Annotated in this window: 17 protein-coding genes; 9 read left to right on the top strand and 8 right to left on the bottom strand. The window is 60.1% G+C overall.

Annotation, left to right across the window (positions count from 1 at the left end):
- Nucleotides 1–62 precede the first annotated feature (62 nt).
- The 5 genes from ROTMU0001_RS01210 to ROTMU0001_RS01190 all read right to left on the bottom strand — a co-directional run bounded on the left by ROTMU0001_RS01210 (nt 63) and on the right by ROTMU0001_RS01190 (nt 7800).
- Nucleotides 63–2465, bottom strand: a complete 2403-nt coding sequence (locus ROTMU0001_RS01210; RefSeq protein WP_005507684.1) for a heavy metal translocating P-type ATPase — start codon at nt 2463–2465, stop codon at nt 63–65.
- Between the two features lie 311 nt (nt 2466–2776).
- Complete coding sequence (locus ROTMU0001_RS01205) at nt 2777–3163, bottom strand: hypothetical protein (protein ID WP_005507683.1); 387 nt, start codon at nt 3161–3163, stop codon at nt 2777–2779.
- Between the two features lie 29 nt (nt 3164–3192).
- Nucleotides 3193–3408, bottom strand: coding sequence for a heavy-metal-associated domain-containing protein (locus tag ROTMU0001_RS01200; protein ID WP_005507682.1), 216 nt, complete (start codon nt 3406–3408; stop codon nt 3193–3195).
- Nucleotides 3409–3468: 60 nt separating this feature from the next.
- Nucleotides 3469–3894 (bottom strand): metal-sensitive transcriptional regulator, encoded by a 426-nt coding sequence (locus ROTMU0001_RS01195; RefSeq protein WP_005507680.1) that lies wholly within the window; start codon nt 3892–3894, stop codon nt 3469–3471.
- 678 nt (nt 3895–4572) lie between these two features.
- Nucleotides 4573–7800 (bottom strand): DEAD/DEAH box helicase, encoded by a 3228-nt coding sequence (locus tag ROTMU0001_RS01190; protein ID WP_005507678.1) that lies wholly within the window; start codon nt 7798–7800, stop codon nt 4573–4575.
- Between the two features lie 327 nt (nt 7801–8127).
- On the opposite strand from ROTMU0001_RS01190, the gene ROTMU0001_RS01185 reads away from it, so the two are divergent.
- Nucleotides 8128–8577: a hypothetical protein gene (locus ROTMU0001_RS01185; RefSeq protein WP_005507677.1), complete on the top strand. Its 450-nt coding sequence runs from the start codon at nt 8128–8130 to the stop codon at nt 8575–8577.
- A gap of 150 nt (nt 8578–8727) precedes the next feature.
- Here the strand turns inward: ROTMU0001_RS01185 and pta are convergent, their stop codons facing one another.
- Both pta and ROTMU0001_RS01175 read right to left on the bottom strand, forming a co-directional pair.
- Nucleotides 8728–10818 carry a phosphate acetyltransferase gene (gene pta / locus ROTMU0001_RS01180; RefSeq protein ID WP_005507676.1) on the bottom strand — a complete coding sequence of 697 codons (2091 nt, stop codon included), beginning with the start codon at nt 10816–10818 and terminating at the stop codon, nt 8728–8730.
- A gap of 192 nt (nt 10819–11010) precedes the next feature.
- The gene (locus ROTMU0001_RS01175; protein WP_005507675.1) at nt 11011–11634 is read right to left on the bottom strand and encodes a GNAT family N-acetyltransferase; all 624 of its coding nucleotides are present in this window, start codon (nt 11632–11634) and stop codon (nt 11011–11013) included.
- A gap of 92 nt (nt 11635–11726) precedes the next feature.
- Here ROTMU0001_RS01175 and ROTMU0001_RS01170 point away from each other — a divergent pair, with 92 nt between their 5' ends.
- From ROTMU0001_RS01170 to ROTMU0001_RS01155, 4 genes are all read left to right on the top strand, one after another.
- Nucleotides 11727–12614 (top strand): spermidine synthase, encoded by an 888-nt coding sequence (locus ROTMU0001_RS01170; RefSeq protein WP_005507672.1) that lies wholly within the window; start codon nt 11727–11729, stop codon nt 12612–12614.
- 151 nt (nt 12615–12765) lie between these two features.
- Nucleotides 12766–13713, top strand: a complete 948-nt coding sequence (pheA, locus tag ROTMU0001_RS01165; RefSeq protein ID WP_005507670.1) for a prephenate dehydratase — start codon at nt 12766–12768, stop codon at nt 13711–13713.
- Between the two features lie 78 nt (nt 13714–13791).
- A complete protein-coding gene (gene serS / locus ROTMU0001_RS01160) occupies nt 13792–15102 on the top strand; it encodes a serine--tRNA ligase (RefSeq protein ID WP_005507669.1) in 1311 nt (436 codons plus the stop codon).
- Nucleotides 15103–15179: 77 nt separating this feature from the next.
- Nucleotides 15180–16268 carry a diacylglycerol/lipid kinase family protein gene (locus ROTMU0001_RS01155; protein WP_005507668.1) on the top strand — a complete coding sequence of 363 codons (1089 nt, stop codon included), beginning with the start codon at nt 15180–15182 and terminating at the stop codon, nt 16266–16268.
- Between the two features lie 79 nt (nt 16269–16347).
- Here ROTMU0001_RS01155 and ROTMU0001_RS01150 read toward each other — a convergent pair whose 3' ends face one another.
- Nucleotides 16348–17034 (bottom strand): DUF8175 domain-containg protein, encoded by a 687-nt coding sequence (locus ROTMU0001_RS01150; protein WP_005507666.1) that lies wholly within the window; start codon nt 17032–17034, stop codon nt 16348–16350.
- A 423-nt stretch (nt 17035–17457) separates the two neighbouring features.
- Here ROTMU0001_RS01150 and ROTMU0001_RS01145 point away from each other — a divergent pair, with 423 nt between their 5' ends.
- The 4 genes from ROTMU0001_RS01145 (at nt 17458) to ROTMU0001_RS01130 (ending at nt 24322) form a co-directional block, all read left to right on the top strand.
- Nucleotides 17458–18201, top strand: coding sequence for a hypothetical protein (locus ROTMU0001_RS01145; protein ID WP_005507665.1), 744 nt, complete (start codon nt 17458–17460; stop codon nt 18199–18201).
- Nucleotides 18202–18387: 186 nt separating this feature from the next.
- A complete protein-coding gene (locus ROTMU0001_RS01140; protein ID WP_005507661.1) occupies nt 18388–19668 on the top strand; it encodes a Fic family protein in 1281 nt (426 codons plus the stop codon).
- 392 nt (nt 19669–20060) lie between these two features.
- Entirely contained in the window at nt 20061–22913 is a 2853-nt protein-coding gene (locus tag ROTMU0001_RS01135; RefSeq protein ID WP_245534268.1) for a hypothetical protein, read from the top strand.
- 272 nt (nt 22914–23185) lie between these two features.
- On the top strand, nt 23186–24322 hold the full coding sequence (locus ROTMU0001_RS01130; protein ID WP_005507659.1) for an acetate/propionate family kinase: 1137 nt from the start codon (nt 23186–23188) through the stop codon (nt 24320–24322).
- Nucleotides 24323–24345: the final 23 nt, after the last annotated feature.

Here is a 24345-nt window from a genome sequence, read left to right as displayed (position 1 = left end):
GCGCTTTTGAATTTTTCGTTTGAAATCGCGCGGGGCAATTCATTCTGTATAACGGTAGGGCGCTACTTCCTAAACGCCGTCAGACGCATAGAATTCAGCACCACAAATACCGAACTAAACGCCATTGCCGCAGCCGCAATCATCGGGTTCAGCAGGCCCGCCACGGCAACCGGAATAGCCGCCGAATTGTAGGCGAACGCCCAGAACAGGTTCGACTTAATGGTGCGCAGCGTAGCCCGGGAGAGGCGCAGCGCCGTGACCACCGAGGCGACATCCGAGCGGGTCAGCACGATATCGGCTGCCTCCGCGGCAACGTCCGTGCCCGAACCCATCGCAATGCCCAGCTCAGCAAGAGCCAGCGCCGGGGCGTCATTCACGCCATCGCCGACCATCGCCACGCGGTGACCGGCAGCCTGCAACTTCTCAATCACCTGCGACTTACCCTCCGGGGTCACGCCGGCGTACACGTTCTCAGCCGAAATACCGACCTGCGAGGCGACCGCCTGCGCAACCTGCGGGGCGTCACCGGTGAGCAGGATCGGCTCCAGGCCGAGCTCACGCAGCTGCGCCATGGTCTCGGCGGCCTCCGGCTTGGGGGTGTCGGCAACCGAAATCATGCCGACCGGCTGCAGAGCGGAGGTGCTGCTCAGGGCCTCACCGTTCGGGGCATCATCAGGGGCCTCACCGCGGGCGACAACCACCGTCGTTAGACCCGCCCGGCGAGCCTGATCGAGCAGGGCCAACTGAGCCTCGCTCAGCTGCGCACCCGCCGCCTGCAGGTACTCGGGAGTACCCACAACAACCAGCTGGGAGGCGCCATTCTCGGTGCCTTCACCCGCGCCGCTCAGCACGCCGCGCACGCCTCCGGGGATACCCTCGAAGTCGCTCACGCTCGGTGCCGATGCGCCCTCCACCAGCACGCCCTGCTCACGGGCAAAACCGGCAATCGCGCGGGCAATCGGGTGCTCACTCAGCGCCTCCACGGCGGCAGCATCACGTAGAACAGACAGGGAACGCTCGTTCTTGGAACCGGTAGAATCCGGCGAAATACCGGACAAGTCACCCGCCGACTCATAGTCACCAAAGGTGCCGTAGAATGCCACAGACATCTCACCAGTCGTCACCGTACCGGTCTTATCCAGCACCACGCGATCAACCGTGCTCGTCGCCTCCAACACCTGCGCATTACGAATCAAAATGCCCAACTGCCAGCCGCGACCCGTACCCGCCAGCAGCGCCGTCGGAGTAGCCAAACCCAAAGCGCACGGGCACGCCACCACCAGTACCGTCACCGCCGCATTAAACGCCGCCGCACCGTCACCAGAAACCAGCCACCAACCGACCAAAGTCAGCGCCGAAATCACCAAAACCACCGGCACAAACACCGCAGAAACACGATCCGCCAAGCGAGCAATCGGAGCCTTCGTCTCCTGCGCACTCGCCACCAGCTCACCCATCTTCGCCAGAGTCGTCTCAGCGCCCACACGGGTCGCACGCACCGTCAACGAACCAGACGTATTCACCGTCGCACCCGTGACCGCATCACCCGGATGCACCTCCACCGGCACAGACTCACCCGTCAACAGGGACGCATCCACCGCCGATGAACCCTCAACCACCACACCATCCGTGGCAATCTTCTCGCCCGGGCGCACCAGGAACAGATCATCCGGCATGAGGTCCTCCACCGGAACCTGCACCTGCTTCGTCACGCCCTGCTTATCGGTGCGCAGCAGAGTCGCCTCCTTCGCACCCATACTCAGCAGGGTGCGCAGCGCCTCCGAAGAACGATTGCGAGTACGGTGCTCAATCGCGCGACCAATCAGCAGAAACAGCGTCACCATGGATGCCGAATCAAAATACAGCGGCGCATGGTTGCCGGTAAACATCGACCAGAAACTACCGCCCGCATGATGCACATGCGCCGTCAACGCCGGGTTCATGAGCAGCTGCGCCAGCGAATAGAAATACGCCAACACCACGCCGAGAGACACCAGCGTATCCATCGTGGACGAGCCATGACGCGCATTAATAAGCGCCGCCCGGTGGAACGGCGCAGCACACCAAAACGCAACCGGCGCCGTCAGAACCGCCACAACCCAACCCCAATTCGGGAACTGGAACGACGGGAACATCGAAATCAAGAAAATCGGCACACCCAAAATCGCCGCATAAATAATGCGGTCAGTGAAGCCGCCATTCATGCTCGGAGTGCTGTGATGGTTGCCGCCGCCGGATGCGTTCGTGTTCGTTCCAGCGCCCGCACGCGGCCCGTTCTTAAGGTGCGCCGTGTAGCCGGCATTGTTGATGGTCTCAACAATCTGTTCGTCGCTCACACCCTCAGGTACGATGACGCGCGCCGACTCCAGCGGCAGGTTCACTGCCGGGTCAACACCGGGGATTTTGCGGAGCTTACGCTCCACACGACCCACGCAGGATGCACAGGTCATACCCTGAATATCCACGTGGATGATTCGGGTTGACTCCGTTGATTTTACGGTCGTTCCGGTGGAATTAAAAAGAGAACGCTCACTCTGTGATGAGGGCTCACGGGTGCTTGTTGAAGGCTGTGTAGAAGACACAATACTTCCTCAAAACTCAAAAACGGGAGGGTAGAAAAAAGGTACACCAAGCCGGGGGAGGGGCCCCGAAGGACCCCGCCCCGGACGGTGTATGGTGCAGTATCGGGACGCGGCATCGAACGCGCGCGAGGGCGAAAGCTGCGGGTAAAACCGCGAGGCTGAAAACGTGGCGGCGGGAGTAATGCTACGGCGGCTTAGTGGTCGCCGGGCAACCCATCCGGCCTGCTCGTATGCGGACGAATACCGGTCACCTTCGCGCCACGATCAGACACACCGTAGGCACGTTTCACGGCAGCCCGCGGGAACGGCGAAGCGTTCGCCTTCTCACGCGCCTTCACGCCCTGCTCGTGCTCGGCGGAACGCTTATTCGCGCTCGTGCCGCTACGTCGCGCCGCACCGGGCGCATCCTCACGTGCCGTATATTCGGGGCTCTGCTTCACCCACGAATCGACCAGCGCCGCATCCAGATTCATCTGCCTGGCCACGCGAGTGATCGCGTCGCGCAGGTGCATGTTTTCGGCGCCGACAAGGGTGCGAACCGCGCCAACAACCATCGCAATGTACTGCGGAGGGTAAGCCATGATGACTCCTAATCGAGCCGGCTGCCGCGCTAGACGGCGGGGGTGAAGCCAGCCTCCACGATAGCGTCTGCAACAGCCTGGGTGTTAAGGGTGCCCTCGTGCTCGATGGTCACGGTGGAGACGCCGTCCTTGACGACGTCCACGTTCACGCCGGTCACGCCGGGAACTTCGCTGATCTCTTCGCTGACGCTCATAGCGCAGTGGTTGCAGGTCAGGCCGGTTGCCTTAACGGTGGTGGTGCTCATGATGATTTCCTTTCGGTAATGGGTTGAAAACTTGGGGTCGCCGAGTGGTTTGCGGCGCGTTTAGCTGCGCATGAGGCGGGAGATCGCGGCGGTTGCCTCTTTGACCTTGGCCTCTGCGATGGTCGGGTCGCCGGTGCGTTCGGATTCGATGGCGGCGCCGGTCACGCAGTGGCCGATGTGCTCTTCGAGCAGGTTCAGGGAGACGGCGTGGAGCGCCTTGGAGACCGCAGCAACCTGGGTGAGGATGTCGATGCAGTATTTATCTTCGTCGACCATGCGGGCGATGCCGCGGACCTGCCCTTCGATGCGGCGCAGGCGCTTGAGGTGCGCCTCTTTGTTGGAGGTGTAGCCGTGCTGGGTTTCGGGTGCCTCGCCGCTGCAGCATGCGCCGGTGTGCGCCTCGGTGGGCTCCTCAGTGGGGGCGCCGGATGCGGTGCTGACCTGGGTGGATGTGCTGTGGCAGCACTGATTGCTAGTGGTTTCCATGGCTTAAGTGTATACCCTATGGGGGTATACCGCAAGGGGGTGTTACGGGTTGTTACGCGGTATGGGGGCGGGGGTTTGTCGATAGGGGGATTCTTCGATAGGTTACGGCCCTGTCGATAGGTTAGTGTTTTCACTGCGGGTTAAAGACCCACGGCGAAGACACTAACCTATCGAAAACCTCTGTCTAAAAAGTAGGCGACCCCGAATACACCAGGTAGGCGGGTGCTGGTTATGGTTTAGGTTTTTCGGTAATGGGTTAGTGACTTCAGGCTGGGGTTTTAACCATTACCAAAGACGCTAAGTCATGACTGAAATTGCTAGGTCATTACCGAATTTTCACCTGTGTGGAGGTGGAGCCTTCGCAGAAATTTGGTCGTAGTTTAATGTCTTCGACCATGGTTTTTAACTACGACCAAAGACGCTAACCTATGGCACAAATCCGTAACCCATGACCGAATCTCCGGATGCACCAGGTAGGTGTGGGCCGGTTATGGTTTAGCTTTTTCGGTAATGGGTTAGTGACTTCAGGCTGGGGTTTTAACCATTACCAAAGACGCTAAGTCATGACTGAAATTGCTAGGTCATTACCGAATTTTCACCGGCACTGAGTAGTCCATATGAAACAGGCGGCCCTGAATGTTCAAACATCCGGGGCCGCCTGCTGCGGTTATTTACGACCTACGAGGCAATCTTCGCGATCTGGAACATGGACGCCGGCATCGGCCGGTCCAACGACCAGCGAATATGCATCGGCTTAGAACCCTCGTGAGAAATGTATTTCACGGTGCCCAGGCACATGTAGGGTTCGGGGCCGAGCCTATTCTCCCTGTGCTGGCGGGCGAAGAGCACGATGCGTCGGCCTCGCTCCTCGTGGTGTTGGAAGAGCTGACCCGTCGGACTTTCGGGGGTTGTCGCGCTCTGCGAATCCCATGCGAACTCGTCAGTGCTGATGGCGTAGTCCTTGTACATGGTGGCCGGGGAGAAGTGCTTCTCAGATTTCTCCAGCGTCACCAGTAGCGCGGTGGTGTTCGTCGGGTCGAAGGGTACAACACCGTTGACCACGCCGCCGGGTACTTTGAAGTTCTCCTCCTGGCCGCCCAGTCCGGCGAATAGTTCCTCGCGGGAGTAGAGGGCGTGAGTGCGCAGGGGGACGCCTTCACCCTCAAAGAGCGGCAGGGTGGAGGTGGTATCCGTACCGGCGTTGAAGTTCCATACGCTCTCCATCTCCTGCAGCATGCCGCGGTTCTTACGCAGAGTCGCCAGGCCTTCGTTGAGGCTAAACTTCTCAGAAGAACCGTCCCACTTGGCCTTCGGCCAGATGGAGAACAGGAGCATCCATGCGTGGCGGCGCTGTTCTTCGGTCATGTCCTGTTCCAGGATGTCCGTGTTCAGCAGCTCCAGGTATGCGTTAATGCGGAACGTATCGTGCACGTGTGTGAGTGCCTTGACGCGCTTATTCGTCTCGACGGCCACGTTGTCCTGGAAGGGAACCACCAGGTCGGGGTACAGTCCACTTGCGGCTTGGAGGCTGGTCCAGGTCGTTGCGACGGGCTTAGCGACACCGGGCAGGGTCACCTTGCTGCTACGGCCGTAAATCTGCGGCAGTCCCAATCCGTAGCGGTTGATGAAGTCAATGACGGTGGGGCGAATATCGGGTTCCGTGGAGTTTCGGCGTATATCTTCCAGGTAGCTCTTTGCGGTGTCGATGAGGGCGTTCTGGTTCATGCGTAGGGACTCGCGAATCTTCTTGATGACCTGCTTCTGAGTCAGCTCGTCCAGGTGGAAGTGGCAGCCGGCCGGCAGTTCAGGGCTCTCAATGTCCTGCTCGGTCAGGGTACCCTGTCGTGCAAAGGCGCGGTACTTGCTGTGAATCATGAAGTTCTTGTTCTGGTGTCCCACGAAGTCGAGGACCGTCAGAACAGACTTCAATGGTGCACGGCGCAGACCGCGGCCCAACTGCTGCAGGAAGAGGGTGAGCGACTGGGTGGGGCGTAGCATCAGGAGGGTGTCGACGCTCGGAATATCGACGCCCTCGTTGAACAGGTCCACGGTGAAGATCGTGGTCAGCTCGTGCGCTTCGTCTGCAAGGTTTTTCATGACCTCGGCGCGGCGCTCGGCGGAATCTGTACCGACCAAGAAGTCGGCGGGAATACCCACCTCGTTGAATTTCTGCGCCATGTATTCGGCGTGCTTCACGCTCACGCAGAAGCCGAGCGCCTTCATGCGCAGGGGGTTGTCGACCTTCTCGCGTAGCTCCTCCACGATGATGCGCAGGCGGCGTTCAGCCTCGTCCTTGGTGTACAGGTTCTCAAGGGCGTTTTCGTCGTATTTGCCGCCCCGAACGTTGATGCGGCGCAGGTCGGTGCCATCGGCAATACCGAAGTACTGGAAGGGTACGAGGAGGTGGTCTTCGAGTGCGTCCCACAGGCGGATTGAGGTCGCCACGTAGCCGTCAAAGTACTTGTCGGCGATGTTCACTCCGTCTTCTCGCTCGGGGGTTGCGGTCAGGCCAATAAATTCGCGGGGCTCAAAATAGTTGAAAACTTTGTCCCAGCTGGCGGCCTTAATGTGGTGGCATTCGTCCATGATGATGACGTCGAAATAGTCCGGTGCATAATTTTCGAGGGCGGCACCTGACAAGGTTTGAATGGTGGCAAAAACAGCCTCATTATATTCAGGCTTTTTACCGCCGGTCAGGAGCTCACCGAAATTACCTTTAAGCATGACGTCGCCGAAAGTGCGGCGCGCCTGGTCAAGAATTTCTTTGCGGTGCGCAATAAAAAGCAGCTTTAGCTTTTTGCCGGACTGCTCGCAGAGGCGCCTGTAATCGAGAGCCGAGAACACAGTTTTGCCGGTGCCGGTTGCAGCCACGGCGAGGTTGCGGTGACGACCCTTAGAACGAGCGTTCTGCATTTCTTCAAGCATGCGCACCTGATGCGGGAACGGGTGCACATCCAGTAGAGACGAGTCGATATCGTACTCCAGGCCCTTGCTTTTACGGCCGGTAATATCCGCCTTGGCCAGGGCAGTGTCGAGCTCCTGTTTCTCCTTGTCAGAGGCGGTGTAAGAGGTGAAATCACCGCTCTTCCAGTAGCTTTCAAACAGGCCTTCAAACTGGCGGATCAGGCCGGGTGTAATTGGGTTAGAGATGCGAACATTCCACTCCAGGCCGTCAGTGAGCGCGGCACTGGACAGGTTCGAGCTGCCCACATAGCCGGTGGACATGCCAGTATTGCGGTGGAACAGCCAGGCCTTCGCGTGCAGGCGGGTGCTGTCGCCCTGGTAGCTGATTTTCACCTCCGCGCCGTACTCTTCGACGAGGCGGTCGATAGCCTTGCGGTCGGTTGCGCCCATGTAGGTGGTGGTAATAATGCGGAAAGGGATACCGCGATTTTTAATAGCTTTAAGCTGCTCACTCAAACTATTAACGCCGGACATTTTAAGAAATGAGCAGAGCAAATCTACACGGTCTGCACTTTCTAATTCTTTCTGAATTTCAGTATTGAGATTCAGGTCTTTAGAAGTATTCGTCATCAGAGCAACGTCGCTCAGAGGAATATCGGGGCGCGTAGTTTTTGCGTCAGTGAGAGTGAGCTCGCGCATCTGAATTACGTTGCTATCGTCATCGGTCAGCAACGAATCGTTCTGCTCTTCGGCATCCTGCGGTAGGAGCTCCATCATGCGGTTGATGAGTTCCACCTGGTCTGCGGGGGTTTTGAGGCTTTCGAGGGCGGGGGCCAGCTGGGTGGCGAAGAACTGGGTGAGCAGTTCGGGGATGTTGTAGTCGTCTTTTTGGAGGATTTCTTCCTGCCATTGCGCGCCTTCGGGGATGGTACGGCCCATGAGTGAGGTGCTCTTGAGGTGTTCGTAGAGTCCCAGGGGGAGGGTTTCGTCAGTCGTGGTCATAGCAGCAGCCTAGCAGCCCGGGCGGTTTGCCGCTGCTTGGGTGGTCACCGGCTCACGGGGTAGGGGTGGTGGAATCCTGTAATTACAAAAATTCTCTACCCGTCTTCTCCTCGAAAAGCCACATGTGTTTCGAGAAGCCACCTAACATGTTGCTTTTCGAAACACATGTGGCTTCTCGGCGATTAAACTCGGCGCACCAAACACCCCGCCCCGCACGCAGAACACACCAGCCCAAACGCTATTGATTCACATCACACACCGGTGTTTTTAGGTATCCTTGGGGTAACACTCAGACAGAAGCCCGCCCTCCACCTCGAAAGGGGCCGCATGAAAACCTTCTGGACCAACCTACCCCTCACCATCCGCGCGGCAGTCATCTTCTGCTACGCCTACGCCGCGGTGCGCATCCTCAACCTCTTCTATGAGGCAGGCACCGCACCGTTGACCCCGCGCACGCTCCTCGACGGTGCCCTCACCGCCGCGGTCGTCGTCGGTGCTCTCGCCCTGTATCTGGGTAACGCGCTGGGTGCCGCCCTCCGTGCCCGGCGAGAAGGCTATGAGCCCCGCGCGGTCGGCATTATCGTCGCCTACGCGCTCTTCGTGGCGGCGTGTGCCTACCTTGTCTGCCGCCTCATCGCTTACACCGTGGAGGCGGGGCTCACCTGGCTTTTCCCGCCCGCCCTCGACTCGGTTCTGACCGCCGTGGGTATGGCTGTTCTTGGCGTGATTAACTATGTGCGCCTCGACCGAGCATATCCCGCCCGCCGCAAAGACTAACCGGGGGAGCGGCCCCCAAAAAAATCCCTGTAATTACAAAAAATCTCCCGCACCGGGTGGAGCACACCTCCAAGGCATGCCCCGCCCAGTGCGGGAGATTTCTATATCAACGGAATGCCGCAGCCTTCACGCTACAGCGCCGCGTGCACCCTACAGGCTCTGTGCCTGAATTGCGGTGATCGCAACGGTGTTGATGATGTCCTCAACGGTGGTACCGCGCGACAGGTCGTTCACGGGCTTACGCAGACCCTGCAGAACCGGGCCCACAGCGGCAGCACCCGAAGACTGCTGAACAGCCTTGTAGGTGTTGTTACCGGTGTTCAGGTCGGGGAAGACGAACACGGTAGCCTGACCAGCGACCTCGCTGCCGGGCAGCTTGGTCGACGCAATGGACATGTTCGAAGCAGCGTCGTACTGGATCGGGCCCTCAACCGCGAAGTCGGGGTTCGATGCGCGCACGAGCTCGGTTGCCTCACGCACAACGTCCACGTCTGCGCCAGCGCCGGAGGTGCCGGTCGAGTAGGACAGCATAGCAACCTTGGGGGTCACGCCGAACTGGCGTGCAGTCTCCGCGGATGCCTTCGCGATGTCGGCGAGCTGCTCTGCGTTGGGGTTCGGGTTCACTGCGCAGTCGCCGTAGACCAGAACGCGGTCTTCCATCAGCATCAGGAAGACGGAGGAGACGATCTTGGTGCCGGGGCGGGTCTTGATGAACTCGAGCGAGGGGCGGATGGTGTTCGCGGTGGTGTTCACTGCACCGGAAACCATGCCGTCGGCGATGCCCTTGTAAACCAGCATGGTGCCGAAGTACGAGGGGTCGGTCATGCGCTCGCGAGCAGCCTCAATGGTGACGCCCTTGTGTGCACGCAGCTCAGCGTAGGTTGCTGCGAAGTCCTCGGTGTACTCGTTGTTTTCGATGTCGATGATACGAACGGTGCTGGGCAGTTCGATACCTTCGGCCTGGCAAATCTCTGCGATCTTGGCGGGGTTGCCGAGCAGGATCAGGTCGCAGAAGTCGCGGCGAGCAATGATTTCGGATGCACGCAGGATTCGCACGTCGTAACCCTCGGGCAGGACCACGGAGCGGCGGTTTGCGCGTGCGGTCTCGATGAGGTTGTGCAGGAAGCGCAGCGGGGTCATGGATGCGGGGCGCTCAATTTCGAGGCGTGCGAGCAGTTCGTCCTTGTTGACGTGCTCGTCCCAGCCGCCCATTGCTGCTGCGAGCTTGCGCTGGTGGCCGCTTTCGAGGGCGCCGCGGACGCGGGAGACTGCGCGTGCGGACTTGAAGGTGTCCTTGGTGGTGGACAGCACGGGGAACGGTGCGTTGTCGATGAGGGAGCCGACTGCGGTGTTCTTGCCGGGCAGTGCGTCCAGACCGCCGGTGAGTAGCACGCCCGAGGGTGCCGGGAAGGTCGGTGCCAGTGCGGATGCGAGGGTTGCTGCAACGATGTCTGCACGGTCGCCGGGGACGATAACGAAGTCGCCGTCGACGAACTGGTTCAGGAAGTTGGAGACGTTCATTGCTGCGACCTTGATGCCGTGAATATCGCGGCTGAGGTCTTCTGCCTTGATGCCTTCGGTGTCGAGCTTGAGGGCTTCGGCAACTTCACCGACGGTGGGTGCGTTCAGCTCGGGGATTTCGGGCAGTACGTAGACGGGCAGGTTTGCGTCGCCGCGCTTGACGGAGTTCTCGATTTCTTCGCGCAGTTCGGGTTCTGCACGGCCGACGATGATTGCGAGCAGGTCTGCCTTGGAGGCGAGCAGTTCGGTGCGTGCCACGTCGACTGCGGTGACTGCTTCTTCGACGGTTGCTTCTTGTGCGCCGACGATTGCGATGACGGGCAGGCCGAGGTCACGGGCAATCTGGACGTTCAGGTCGAATTCGACTGAGAGCGCGTTGGCGGGCAGGTAGACGCCGTCGACGATTACGACGTCGCTGTTTGCTGCGACCTTTTCGTAGGCGGAGACTGCGCGTGCGGAGATTTCTTCGGTGTCGCCTTCTGCGATGAGTGCGAGTGCGTCGGTCATGGAGACTGCGCCGCCGACCTGCTCTTCGGTCAGGCCGAAGTGCTCACGGATGAGGCGTGCCATGGGGTCGTCGGCGATGGTTGCGCCGTCGAAGACGGGGCGGAAGAAGCCGACGCGGTCTGCGCGCTTGATGAGGGAGTCTACTAGGCCCAGGGCTGCGAGGGACTTGCCCGAGTTCTGGGACATAGCGGAGAGGTAAAGACCGGTGGTCATTGTTTTACTGTCCTTCTATGCGATGTTCGGCGCTGGGTCCCGCGGTTGCGCAGGGGTGTATGTGCTCCTGTGCGCGGGTGCGTCGAGCTTATAGGTCTCTTCTATCTTAAGGCGTTGTGGGGGTGGCGCCTAACAGGGTGTGCGGTGCGCTGCGTCATGTGGGCAGGCTATTTCCCTGTTGTGGTGTGCCGTTTAGGGGTTGAGGATGCGCGCGTACCGTACGCTGTGGCCGGGCGCCCAGATGCCGCGTGCCTCAAATTCGATGCTGTTGCGCTGGTAGCCGAGCCGCTCGTAGAAGGAGAGCGCTCGTTCGTTTTCAGCCATGACCCACAGGTAGGAGTTTTCGTCCGGGTAGATGACGGATTCGTAGAGTGCCTGACCGAGGCCGGTGCCGTGCGTGTGGTTGAGGGTGTACAGGTGTACGAGTTTGCGGGTGCCTGTGGGCAGTTCGGGGAGGTTGTCGGCACGTTCGAGTTCCCAGGAGGAGGGCTCACACAGGGAGAGCGCCAGGCCGACCGGCTTATCCCAGTCGATGCGTGCGCCGATGGAGCAGGAGAGCCCGCCGTCGGGGGTCCAGCCGGGCACCTCATAGGCGAAGAAGCCGCGCACGGTGGGGGAGGAGAGGTGGCGGTGGAAGTCTTCGAGGTATTCGTTGCGTTCGGCGCGGTGGCGGGCGGTGAAGCTTTCCCCGAGCGTGTCGAAGTAGATCGGGTCGTAGGTTTGCTCCATGCAGTCTAGCTGCAGGTTGACGTATTTTTCGGCGTCGGTCGGTTCAATTGGTGCGAGCGCGTAGCGGCCCTGACATACAAATCCCATGGGTTCTAGTCTACTCAGCCGGCCCCTGTGGAGGCGGTTCCTTGCGGGTGTGTACGCTAGGGGCGTGCGGGCTGTCGGCTAGTCTAGTGGGTATGGCGAAAAAGAGCAGGGCACCGAAGAAAACCCAGAAGACGCAGAAGACCCAGAAGAACCGCATCGACGATACCGAGAACACCCCCGTGCAGGGTGCCGCCGCTGGCGTGTACCCGATTTCTACGGGTGAGGCGGAGCTGGTCCCTGACGGCTACCATGCCGACGGTTGGCTGCTACTCATTAATGGTGTGCAGTCTTCCCACGTGATTGTGGGTGAGCCCCGCCAGCTGGATTTTGAGTACATGCGCTGGATCGCGGCGGTCGTCTCCTCGCACGTGGAGGAGCACCTGGACGCCGCAAAGCTGCGCATCACCCACCTGGGCGGCGGCGCGTGCTCCATGGCGCGCTATTTTGCCGACCTGTACCCGACCAGCCGCAACACCGTCGTTGAGCTGGATGCCAAGCTCGCCGAGTATGTGCGCGCCTGGTTCGACATTCCCAAGGCGCCGCGCGTGAAGATTCGCGTGGGCGAGGCGGGTGCCGTCACCGCGACCTTCGCGTCCGCATCCCGCGACGTGCTGATTCGTGACGTATTCGCCGGGGACACCACGCCCGAGGCGCTCACCACCGTCGAGTTCACCCGCACCGTCGCCGAGTCGCTGGCACCCGGTGGCCTGTACATCCTGAACTGCGGTGACGGGCCGGCGCTGACCGGTGCCCGCGCGGAGGCGTCCGCCCTGCTTGAGGTGTTTGAGTACGTGTGTATTGTGGCGGATTCGGCAATGTTGAAGGGCCGCCGCCGCGGCAACGTCATTATTGCCGGTTCGCACGCGCCCCTGCCGGAGGCTGGTTCCGTGCAGGCTGCCGCTATCGCCCGTGAGCTCATGGGTGGAGGCGTGCCCGCCCAGTACTGGGACACCGCGCGGGTGCGCCAGTTCGTGAGGTAGCGGTTTCAGCTGTTGCATGGGTTTTCAGTAATGACTTAAGTTTTTCGACCATAGGCTAGTGACTTTGGTGGGGGCTTTTAACTACCGCCAAAGACCGTAACCTATCACCGAATTCGGCGCCCCCATCCACGGCAGACGCTACTATAGTGGCATGCGATACACCTACCTTGGCCCCTCCGGCACCTTCACCGAATCCGCCCTGCTGAGCGTCCCCGGCGCATCCGACGCCGAACGCATCCCCGCTACCAGCGTGCCCGACGCGCTCGCACGCCTGAACGCGGGCGAGGTGGACGCCGCCATGGTGCCCATCGAAAACTCCGTGGAGGGCGGCGTGAGCGCCACCCTGGACGCTATCGCAGCCAGCGAGGGTGTACGCATCATCCGCGAGGTGCTCGTACCGATCCGCTTCGTGCTGGTCGCTGCAAAGCCCATCAGCATTGAAGACGTCAAGACCATCTCCACCCACTCGCACGCCTGGGCGCAGGTGCGCGGCTGGGCGCAGGAGAACGTACCCGCCGCCGCTTACCTGCCCGGCTCCTCCACCGCCGCGGCGGCTGTCGGCCTGCTCGAAGAGGGCTGCACCTACGATGCGGCAATCTGCTCCCCGGCGCTGCTGAACTACCACCCGGAACTGCACGTGTTGCAGGACAACATCGGCGATAACAAGAACGCCGTAACCCGCTTCGTGCTGCTCTCCCGCACCGCCGACATCCCCGAACCGACCGGCTCCGACAAGACCACCCTGACTGTGCCGCTGCCCACCAACCGCGCCGGCGCCCTGCTCGAACTGCTCGAACAGTTCTCCGTACGCGGCGTGAACCTTTCCCGCATCGAATCGCGCCCCACCGGCGAGGGTATGGGCTCCTACTCGTTCAGCATCGACGCCGACGGCCACGTCTACGAGGCACGCATGCGCGACGCCTTGCGCGGCCTGCACCGCGTCTCCCCGACGCTGAAATTCCTCGGCTCCTACCCGCGCGCCGACCACGAAAACACCGAAGTCGACAGCATCCACTCCGACGGCTCATTCGACGCCGCACACGAATGGGTCGAGTCGCTCTTCCCGAACGGCCGCCCCGCACAGCTGCAGCGCCACTAGATACCCTCCGTAGCTACCCGCGCCCCACCAGCGCAAACCCCGCCCACAACCCACCGCAAGATTAGGTAGGATAAAACAGTGATTGATATTAACCTCCTCCGCGAAAACCCCGACGTCTTCCGCGCCTCCCAGCGAGCACGCGGCAAGGACGAAACCCACGTCGACCGCATCCTCGAAGCCGACACCGCACGCCGCGCACTCATCGGTGAATACGAGACCCTGCGCGCCGAGCAGAATGCCTTCGGCAAGACCGTCGCAAAGGCACCCAAGGAAGAAAAGCCCGCCCTCGTCGCACAGGCGAAGGAACTTGCCGCCCGCGTCAACGAAGCAAAGACAGCCTCCGAAGCGAAAACCGCCGAATACGAGGAACTGATCAGCAGCATCGAAAACCTCATCATCGACGGCGTACCCGTCGGCGGTGAAGACGACTACGTAGTCGTCAAGGAAGTCGGCACCCCCCGCGACTTCACCACCGAAGGCTTCGAACCGCGCGACCACCTCGAAATCGGCGAACTCGTCGACGGCATCGACATGGCACGCGGCGCGAAGGTCTCCGGCGCACGCTTCTACTTCCTCAAGGGCCAGGTAGCACGCTTGGAGCAGGCACTCATGTGGATGGCGCTCGACCTCGCAACCGAGCACGGCTTCACCATGATGACCACCCCCACCCTGGTACGCCCCGAAATCATGAACGGCACCGGCTTCAACGTCAAGCACGACGACGAAATCTACCGCCTCGAACGCGACGACCTGTACCTGGTCGGCACCTCCGAGGTGGCGCTCGCCGGCTACCACACCGACGAAATTCTCGACTTCGAGAAGGGCGCGAAGAAGTACCTGGGCTGGTCCTCCTGCTACCGCCGCGAGGCAGGCTCCGCAGGTAAGGACACCCGCGGCATCATTCGCGTGCACCAGTTCAACAAGGCTGAAATGTTCGTGTACTGCCCCGTTGAGCAGGCAGAAGAAATGCACGAGAAGCTGCTGTCCCTCGAAGAGGAAATGCTGCAGCGCTGCGGCCTCGCATACCGCGTGATTGACACCGCCGCAGGCGACCTGGGCACCTCCGCAGCCCGCAAGTTCGACTGCGAGGCGTGGGTCCCCACCCAGGGCACCTACCGTGAGCTGACCTCCACCTCGAACTGCACCACCTACCAGGCGCGCCGCCTGAACATCCGCGAGCGCACCCCGGACACCGTGGACGAGGCAGGCAACGTGCGTAAGGGCCGCACCCGCTCCGTAGCGACCCTGAACGGCACCCTGGCGACGACTCGCTGGGTGGTTGCCATCCTGGAGACTCACCAGCAGGCTGACGGTTCTGTCCGTATTCCGGAGGCTCTTCGCCCGTACATGGGTGGCGCCGAGGTTATCCCCGCAGTAGCTGCTGAGTAATCTCACAACCAGCTGAAAAACCCGCTCACCGCGTAAACGGTGGGCGGGTTTTCGCGTATCCCGGTAGTCTAAGAACTATGCCTCTATACCGTAAACTTCTTGGTGTTTCCGCGGCGGCGGCGCTGACCGCCTCCGTCACTCGTGCCCGCCGTGAAGCACGCCGACGCGCTATCGAACTGGGTGCACCCTTCGGCGTTCTGCCGACCCTGCCCACCGGTGAGGCGCAGCGCGTGGGTGTGGTGTACAACCCCAGCAAGCCCGGCGCTGCGGCGGCCATCGAGATTCTGGAACGCACCCTCGCGGCGAACGGCCACTCGCAGCCGCTGGTGCGCACCACCCGCGTGGACGAGCCCGGTTCCGATGCCGCCCGCGAGCTGATCGCTGAGGGCGTTGACCTGCTCATCGCTGCCGGTGGTGACGGTACGGTGCGTGCTGTGGCGGCGGCGCTGGCGCATCATGAGGGGACCAAGCCGCGCCTGGGTATTCTGCCGATGGGCACCGGTAACTTGCTGGCGCGTAACCTGTATATTCCGGTCAGTGACGTGGCGGCGTGTGTGAATATTGCGCTCAACGGTGCAGGTCAGGCTGTTGATGCGATTGAGATGACGACGACGAGCACCCCCGGCGAAGAAACCGAACACACGTTCTTTGTGATGAGTGGTGCAGGCTTTGACGCGCTCGTCATGAACGACACGAACGAGGACATTAAGGCAAAGTTTGGGTGGGTGGCGTACGTGCAGTCCGGCATGAAGCATATGCTGGGCAGGTCGCACCCGGTGCGCATTAGCGTGGACGGTGGGGAGCCTCGTACTTTGCCGATGCGGTCGGTGCTGATCGCGAATTGTGGCCGCCTGCAGGGTGGTATTCGCCTGGCGGATATGACGGATGTGAATGACGGTAATCTTGAGGTGATTGTGGCGTCGCCGCGTGACCTGGTGGAGTGGGGGCTGCTGATGGCGAAGGTTACGCGCCGCACGATTTTGGGTTCGCCGCGTATTGAGCTACCGGTGATTCGCCACCTGGTGGGGTCTGAGGTGGTGTTGGAGTTCCCGGATGGTGCGCAGCCTGTTGAGGTGGATGGTGATCCGGCACCGTCGGCGTACCGCATTAGTGCGCGCGTGTTGCCTGCCGCCGTGGAGGTGGCGGTCCACCCCGAGGTGCTCTAAACGTATAAACGCGGTGGGGCGCGACCTGCTGAAAGGTCGTGCCCCACCGCGTTTTATTGCCCATACAGGCTGTTAGTTTTTAGGAGCCCCAGGTAATGAACTCGTCCGGGTCAGCCTTGCCAGCTTCAGTAGGAGTAGTAGGAGCCCAATAGTGCCAGTCACCATCGTGCCACTCCATCACAATATCGGCAGACCAGTACGTAGCCGACGGGGTCTTGATTAGCAGTCGCACCGTTGCGCGCTCCGGGGTGTAGGAGATGTAACGGTAGCCGGAAATGTGGAGAACCGGAGCGGTCGTAGTGTCCTTCTTGCGGAGTTCGCGGAGCGTATCGGCGCCGGGGCCAACAATAGTCGGCATATAGTCCTTCGGGGACTCTACCATCTGAATATATGCCCAGGTTGCGGCGTACAATCCGCCTTCAGCCGAGTGCTCGAAGCAGTTACGAATCGGCGAGTTTGCTACCGGGCCTGCGGTCTTCGATACCGGACCCATCCAACCCCCATCAGTGGTTACCCAGGTGGTGTCCTTGGGGGCTGCGTCCAGTACCGCCTGGTCGTCTGAGGCGCCAGCGCCGCAGGTTCCTGCCGCTACCGTTGAGGTGGCCTTCGACTGAGCTGCACCGTTCGAGCCGCCCGAAGCGGAGGTGTTGGAATTATCGCCGCCGCGCGGAATCAGCACGATGACCAGTACAACGAGGAGGGCGACGACAGCTGCTGCCAGTCCGAAAGCCCAGCGGGGGATAGTTACTCCGCCCTTGTTCTCCATAACAATCTCCAAAATACGTAGACCCCACAATTTCGGGGCGCGACAAACCCACCCCCAGCAGGAGGGCAGAGATTGAATGAGTGATGAGAAACTATGCGGTGCCGCAGGCAAAGCGTCTGAGCCAGAACACAACATCGAGGACTGCAAGACGCAAAAACACGGCGGCACGTATTTATCGGTGTCAAAAGATACCCTATCATGCCTACAGATATCCTGCAGGCGCTCGCACTGAGCTACCATGATATGAGCTGGACTGCACGAAAAACACCGAATTTCTACCGATAATCCGATGTCGAACCACGCACCCACTATGCGTCAACGCCCGACGCAGACACCAACCGCAGGCGGCCGCAACGCTACACTGCCCCGCCTAGACACATCACACCGATACATAGAACCGTTCATCAGAGAAAGCCCCTCTCCATGACCCGCAAAATCACCGCAGCCGCTGCTGTACTTGCCCTGCTCGCCACCGGCTGCTCCGCTAGCACCGATAGCTCCGCACCGGGCGGAACCCTCATCACCGGCAGAACCTCTACCGCCACCAGCACCCCCACCCCCACCTCTACTACTCCCGCACCCGCAACCACCACCGCAGGTCGCACCCCCACCGTCACCGAGGTGACCGCCTCCCCGAGTGCAGAGGCAAGCACCATCGCGGCATCCACCACTGCGGCAGCGACCCCGACCGTGAGCCTTGACCCCTCACCCCTGGCGGGAACCGGTGGTGGACCCCAGCAACCCTCCAGCGTTCCCACCCTCAATAGCATCACTGACGAAGACCGTGGTCGGGCTCTTGAAGCCGCGAAAGCAATTGTCGCCGCATACACCAGCGGCAAGCCGTACAAGGAATGGTCTGAAGAGCTCTACCCCATGATTGACCCCAAACTGCAAAACCACTACGGGCCTAACTCTCGTATTGATGTTTTCAAGGGAACCGTCACTAGTGCTGAACTGGTTGATGATCCGACCCTGAAAGTTCCTGGCGGTGACAACCCCTACTGGCTCACGGTTTGCGTGAAGGTCGAAGGAAGCATCAGCCCCGCCTACTATGTGCGTTTGCACCGTACCGCGGAGCGGCCCGACAAGTGGAAGGCGTCTCATATCCTTGAGCCGCAGGGCTTCAACAGCTTTGTGAAGGAACGAATGAAGGAACAGAACAAATAAGCGGTGGGTGCGGCTTCCCACTAGGATGCGCCCCTGCAGGGGTCTGAGTCGGGAGCCTGCCGGCACCCTAACTACCTATTTGTGACCTGGATTATGAAAGAAATCGCGGATTTTTTCACTATTTCCTGAAAATTGGGAGGATAATGAAAAAAACCGCGATTTTTTACACCATCAAGGAGGGCACACGTGAATACCACCGGCACAAGGTACCGCACCCTCAAAAGCATCTTCCACGAACGCGGCAAAGCCGCCGCACAAACCGAACTGCAGGCACGCCGCAACGGCCACTCCACCTACCTCCTCAACGAATTCACGGTGGGGGAGCACCCCCTGTTCTACCTGGCAGACCGCATCGCGCTCGCATCCTTCGAACGCATCATGCGCCGTGAACGGCACATTGAACAGCTGAGCTCCCAACTGCCCAGCATCGCCATGCAAAGCTACCTACTCGACCTGGCAGTACGCAGCATCGTGGCGTCCGACCGTATCGAAGGTGTGCACACCACACGGCAGCTCATCTCTGAGGCGCTCACCTCCGGCGACAGCGAGGACCCCCGCGCTAAGCGCGCCGTCGAATTCGTGAACCTCCTCAAAGACCTGGGGGCAGGCCGCCCACCCGCCACAGTCGAGCAGGTGCGCAGCCTCTACAACACGCTACTCGAGGGGCACCTCGCGGAAGAAGACCGCCCAGACGGGGCTCTATTCCGCACCAAACCCGTGGTTATTCACGACAACACACGCGAAATTCACCGCGCCCCTGACAGTGAAGCAACCATCATCGCCAACGTGCAGGCGGCACTCAACCATGCCCTCAACCCGAACGTGCCGGCGCTATTCTCCGCAATCGCCGCGCATTTCATGGTGGAATACACGCATCCTTTCTACGACGGCAACGGCCGCCTGGGCAGGTACCTGCTGGTAGCCCACCTGGGGCAGACACTCACCCGGCTGACGACCCTCACCCTGCCGAGCACGCTCAACATTCAGAAGAGCCGCTACTACAAGGCGTTTAGCACGGCGGAAGAACCCCTCAACTACGGTGAGGTGACCGGTTTTCTGCATGTTTTTCTGGGGCTGATCGAGCAGGCTCAGGAGCACCTGGTAGACGAACTGGAGTCACGCGACCGTGCGTGGCGTGGTCTTGGCAAGCGTATCGCTGAGCTGGAGGGCAGCCGCACCTGGACGGGTGGCACTCCCGGGCTGACTTCTAAGAAGCTCGATGATGTTCTGCGGCTACTGTACCTGCTGGGGCAGGTGCAGATTTTCCGTGCGCCGGTTGCGCCCACTTCGAGCGAGTTGCAGGAGGTGCTGGGGGTTACGGCGCCGACTCTGCGCGATAGGCTCAAACTGTTGCAGGGGCTTGGTTTTGTTGAGGGTATGAAGGCTGGCCGCACGATGCGCTGGTCCCTCACCGAGGCGGGAACCGTCCTGCTGGGCTTGCCCGCCGTTGATGACGACGAAGAATAGCCCGCAAACGTAGAAACAGGGGAGGGGCCGCACCGGAATGTATCCCGCCTATAACTGGCAGAATCGTGGAATCCATCTTTGCAGTAGCGGAACGGGCCGGTTGCAGACATAAGTATCGGTATGTGGTAATCCATCTGCTCACGCCACCATTGTGTAAGGCTCCTGTAGCCGCCGTGTGATTCATCCCATGTCTGCTACATTAGGGTCAGGCGACATAATGCTTCCGGGTGCTTCCACCACTCAGAACACCAGAAAGTATTCTGGCTATCTATTTTGCGGTTTAACGAGGCCGTACACCTGAACTCGAATACCGAATGACTGGAAACATAATGGTGATTAATCACAAGCGACGGGGCGAAGCACAGAGCGCTCCTAGCCTGCATCTGAGAGACATGCCCATCGAGCACTTGTATGTACGCTATCAAAGGATAGCGCGGAACCTGCCGAGACGGATCCGCTGGCTTGCTTTGATATTCGCGCCAACGAGCACGAGTTTCACCGTCTTCACCGCTGGCCTACTGAATGTTGCAGGGGCTCTGATGATTACGGCAGGTATCGGCCAGGTAACGTCAGGTGAGAGGACCCCAGGCAGTGCTATTTGGTTACTCATCTTCGCTTTCCTGGCTGAAAGCCTAGGGTACTGGGTGAAGGAACGCCAGGAGCTTATTCTCACGATCGCGGTTCGACAGCTCACATACCGCCGTTTCCGGGACATCTTTAGTAGGTCATCCCATCCGCCGGAAGCTCACGGACATGTTCTCACATACCCAGGACAGATCAGCCAGTTTGCCTTCGTTGTTGATTTCGCCGTTTCAACCGTTCAGATTATTGCCTTTCTCGCGGCTTCGCTCGCGCTATATGGTGCAAGCGGCGCAATCGCTGCGTTGCTCATCACTGGATTGGTATTCGTCAGCGTCCGTCTCATCAACTTGGTGGGCCGACTATGGGAACAGTACGTCGCTCTAGAGGGAGAGCGTAGGCAGTGGATTCAGCGTGTAGCAAACGCGCTGCCTCGAGGGCGAAGCATCCCCAGCTGGGGTACCGCCCTGGACAAGGTCGCTAGCATCCGAAACACCGAAGAGCAGCTTCTACGCAGACGGGTCCCGTTGCAGGTCCTGAATGGATTCCTTGAACGGGGAGCACTAACTGCGGTGCTCGCTGTGGTTGCGGTTCTCGGCGCGTGGCTCTGGCCATCCGCTCATTTCGGCGTTGGAATTATTTTGGCAGCCCGCTACCTGTACGCAGCGGTGCAGAACAACATCGTAAACTATCGGGTTATTCGGCTCGCTGTGCCAATGATGCGTGAGCTCGACAAGCTCGAGTCGTCTCCAAATTGCACGGTTAAACAGCAGGACTGGGTGGGGCAGCCTTCAAATTCTAGAGAGGTGCTTGCAGCTACGTCTGAGCGCGCTGAAGCATTGCGCACATCCGTGACCACCCCCGATTCTGCTTTCGTACCACGCAACCCGGAAGTGTCCCATTCGGTGTTGTCAGCGTGGCGAGCTTCTGCTTCGCCACATCAGGTATCCCGGTTCACTAGCCTCGCTTTAGATATGGGGCTCACTGAGGATGTGATCGGGCGGTTCTGGCAAGACGCAACAACCTTGTCGTCAGGAGAGAGACACCGTGCTGCTGTCGCTATCGTTTTGGCAGACAAACCGGACTGGCTAATTTTGGACGATACGTTCGCAGCGCTTGATCCTGTAACACGAGAAGTGGTTGCCGAGAGGATCTTAGAGTGCGTGCCAACGTGCACACTTCTGGCAAGCTCGGAGGAGTACGTACCGAGTGCCTTCACCCCCGGCAATGATGCGAGGGTAGACCCTCTTGAGTTGCAGGCTCATAGCCCCGGGGCAGTTAAGGAGGCAGATGCTGGTTCGATGGAGGTGAGCGAGGGACAGGACCTTCCTGACCCTGAGCCGAAGCGTGCCACATTCCGACGATCGGCCCTGTTGTTGTTTGGACCGCATTTGGTGTGGATTACGTGTGGCGCCCTACTCTTGAGCGGATCCGAAGTTGCTTTTGCATTGACGATTGCTCACAGTGATGGGCTGTCTGCTCAGGTTGCTGGAGTGTCAGCTGCTTGTGCACTGGCAGCAATTGTTGGGTCCGTCATGTTCTTTGGCCCGCTCTACTGGGCTCCCATCGCTAGGCTGAGCGATTTGCACGACCGGGTTATACGGAGGCTCGATCGATTCGCTAGTCCTAGAACAAGCGGTGCGGTCATGGGGCGGATGGGTGAAGACTTCTCCGACCTTCAGATGTCGGTGCCTAGCGCCCTGGGTTCGGTATTTATGGTCATTTTACAGACCTTTATGCTCATCGGAGGCGCAGTGGCTGGCGCCCCGCTGTTCATAATTGCTGTGTTGGCGGTAGCACCCCTAGCGATGCTTGCTATGCGTCAGGGTTCAAAGTGGATTCTCCCTGCCTCGACGACGGCTGCCAATCGCCGAGGTGACTTCATCGGGGTGGCTGGGGCCCAGGCTGGCTTACACGCTGCGCCCGTCAGTGCAGGGCTGCGTCGGGCTGGAGAAGAAGCCTACGCTCATTCGGAGGCTGCATACGTCAGCAGTTCGATTCAGTTGGCGAACGCCTACGCACTGCGTACGGGACTGATTCAGTTGCTTGTGTTGTCACTGAATGTTTCTGCAGTGGTATTGGCACTGATGGTCGAAGGATCGAACTCAGTGGTTGCTCCCGCGGTCGTAATATATTTTGCAGTGACTCTGTCATCTGGTACCCAATCTACGGTGGAGACGCTGCAACAGGTTGGTGTAGTCAGCTTGACTGCGGAGCGTGTTCGGATGCTTGAAGAGTACCGGGCCGACCGTTCTTATCCGCCCGTGCGGTCTGCTGACCTGGCTCTGCTTGAGAGCGTTCTTGACTCTGGGTGTTCTATGGTTGCCTTGATTGGACCAACTGGCGCGGGGAAGTCCGTCATGCTTGATGCTCTATACCGCCGGTATCCCCAAGGCGAAGTGGTAATCGTACCAGATATCGATCCGTTCGCATCTGAAGCATCGAATTCGAGCGGGCTCATGCTTGCGCGTTCCGTGTTACGTGAAGGCGCTGCCCGGCTTGTGTTGCTTGATGAGACCTTGAAGGGTCTCACTCCGTCAGAGGAGCGCACTGAGCTCGAATCGATGGCGTGCGCTATCGAGGGTAGTGACAAGCAGGTTGTGATTGTCCTTCACTCGCGCTCTAACCTTGATCGTTTCAAAGAAGTGGTGAATTTAGATGCGTGAGCTGACCCAAGTACTACGTTTTTCTCCAAGAACTATCGAGGACGAAATGCGAATCTATAGGGTCAAACCTATAGCCTGGACCGATTCGTCGGTGGCACTTCTGAACGAGTACGGCGCCACACTGTGCACACCCGCCCCTCCTGCCCCCGATAATGCCCTGATACCGCCCGCGATAAAAACCCCCGTTAAAAACACAGTCGGGGCCGTCTCGCACGCAGGCTCGAAAAGTGCGAGAATGGAGCAGAAAAGAAAACTACGAAAGAGATACTTTCATGCTTATTCTCGTTGTGAACGCTGGTTCTTCCTCCCTGAAGTACCAGGTGCGTGACACCTCCCTGCCCGAGGCAGAGCAGATGCTGACCTCCGGCCTCGTCGAAAACATCGGCACCGACGTGCCCAACCACGAAGTCGCATTCGACATCATGTCCGAGAAGCTTGAGCCCGTCCTGGCAGGCCGTGAGCTGCAGGCAGTCGGCCACCGCGTGGTGCAGGGTGCAGAGAAGTTCACCCACCCCGCCCTGCTCACCGAGGAAGTTGTCCAGCAGATCGACGACCTCTCCCCGCTGGCACCGCTGCACAACCCCGCACACGCTCAGGGCATGCGCGCAGCAATGCACAAGTGGCCCTCCCTGCCGCAGGTCGCTATCTTCGACACCGCGTTCCACTCCACCATGCCTGAAGAAGCATGGCGCTACGCGATCCCCTACGACCTGGCTGACAAGTACAGCATCCGCCGCTACGGCTTCCACGGCACCAGCCACGAGTACGTCTCCCACGTTGCAGCTGACATGCTCGGCATTGCACGCGACGAGTTCAACGGCATCGTTGCTCACCTCGGTAACGGCGCGTCCGTAACCGCTGTGAAGGGCGGCAAGTCCGTCGACACCTCCATGGGCTACACCCCGCTGGCTGGCCTGATCATGGGTACCCGCTCCGGCGACATCGACCCCTCGGCACTGACCACCATCCTGATTCGTGAGGGCATTGACGGTGCACGCCTGGACACCATCCTGAACAAGGAGTCCGGTCTGCTCGCACTGGCTGGCTCCAACGACATGCGTAAGGTCGTTGAGGCCGCACAGTCCGGCGACGAGCGTGCACAGCTCGCACTGGACATGACCTCCTACCGCCTGATGAAGTACATTGGCGGCTACAACCTGGTTGTTGGCGGCGCGCAGGCACTGATCTTCACCGCTGGTATCGGTGAGAACTCCGGCGACTTCCGCAAGCTGGTCCTGGACCGCCTCGGCGCTCTCGGTATCAAGTACAACGAGGAAGAGAACGCTAAGCGTTCCCCCGAGCCGCGCGTGATTTCCACCGAGGATTCCGCTATCAAGGTGCTGGTCATCCCCACCAACGAGGAGAAGGCTATCGCTGAGGCTACCGAGGAACTCGTCAAGAGCCTCTAAGCCCCACGCACCCCGCCGTATAG

Source organism: Rothia mucilaginosa ATCC 25296, from assembly GCF_000175615.1.
In the GTDB taxonomy this organism is placed as follows: domain Bacteria; phylum Actinomycetota; class Actinomycetes; order Actinomycetales; family Micrococcaceae; genus Rothia; species Rothia mucilaginosa.
This window is presented reverse-complemented; position numbering and strand designations above follow the sequence as displayed.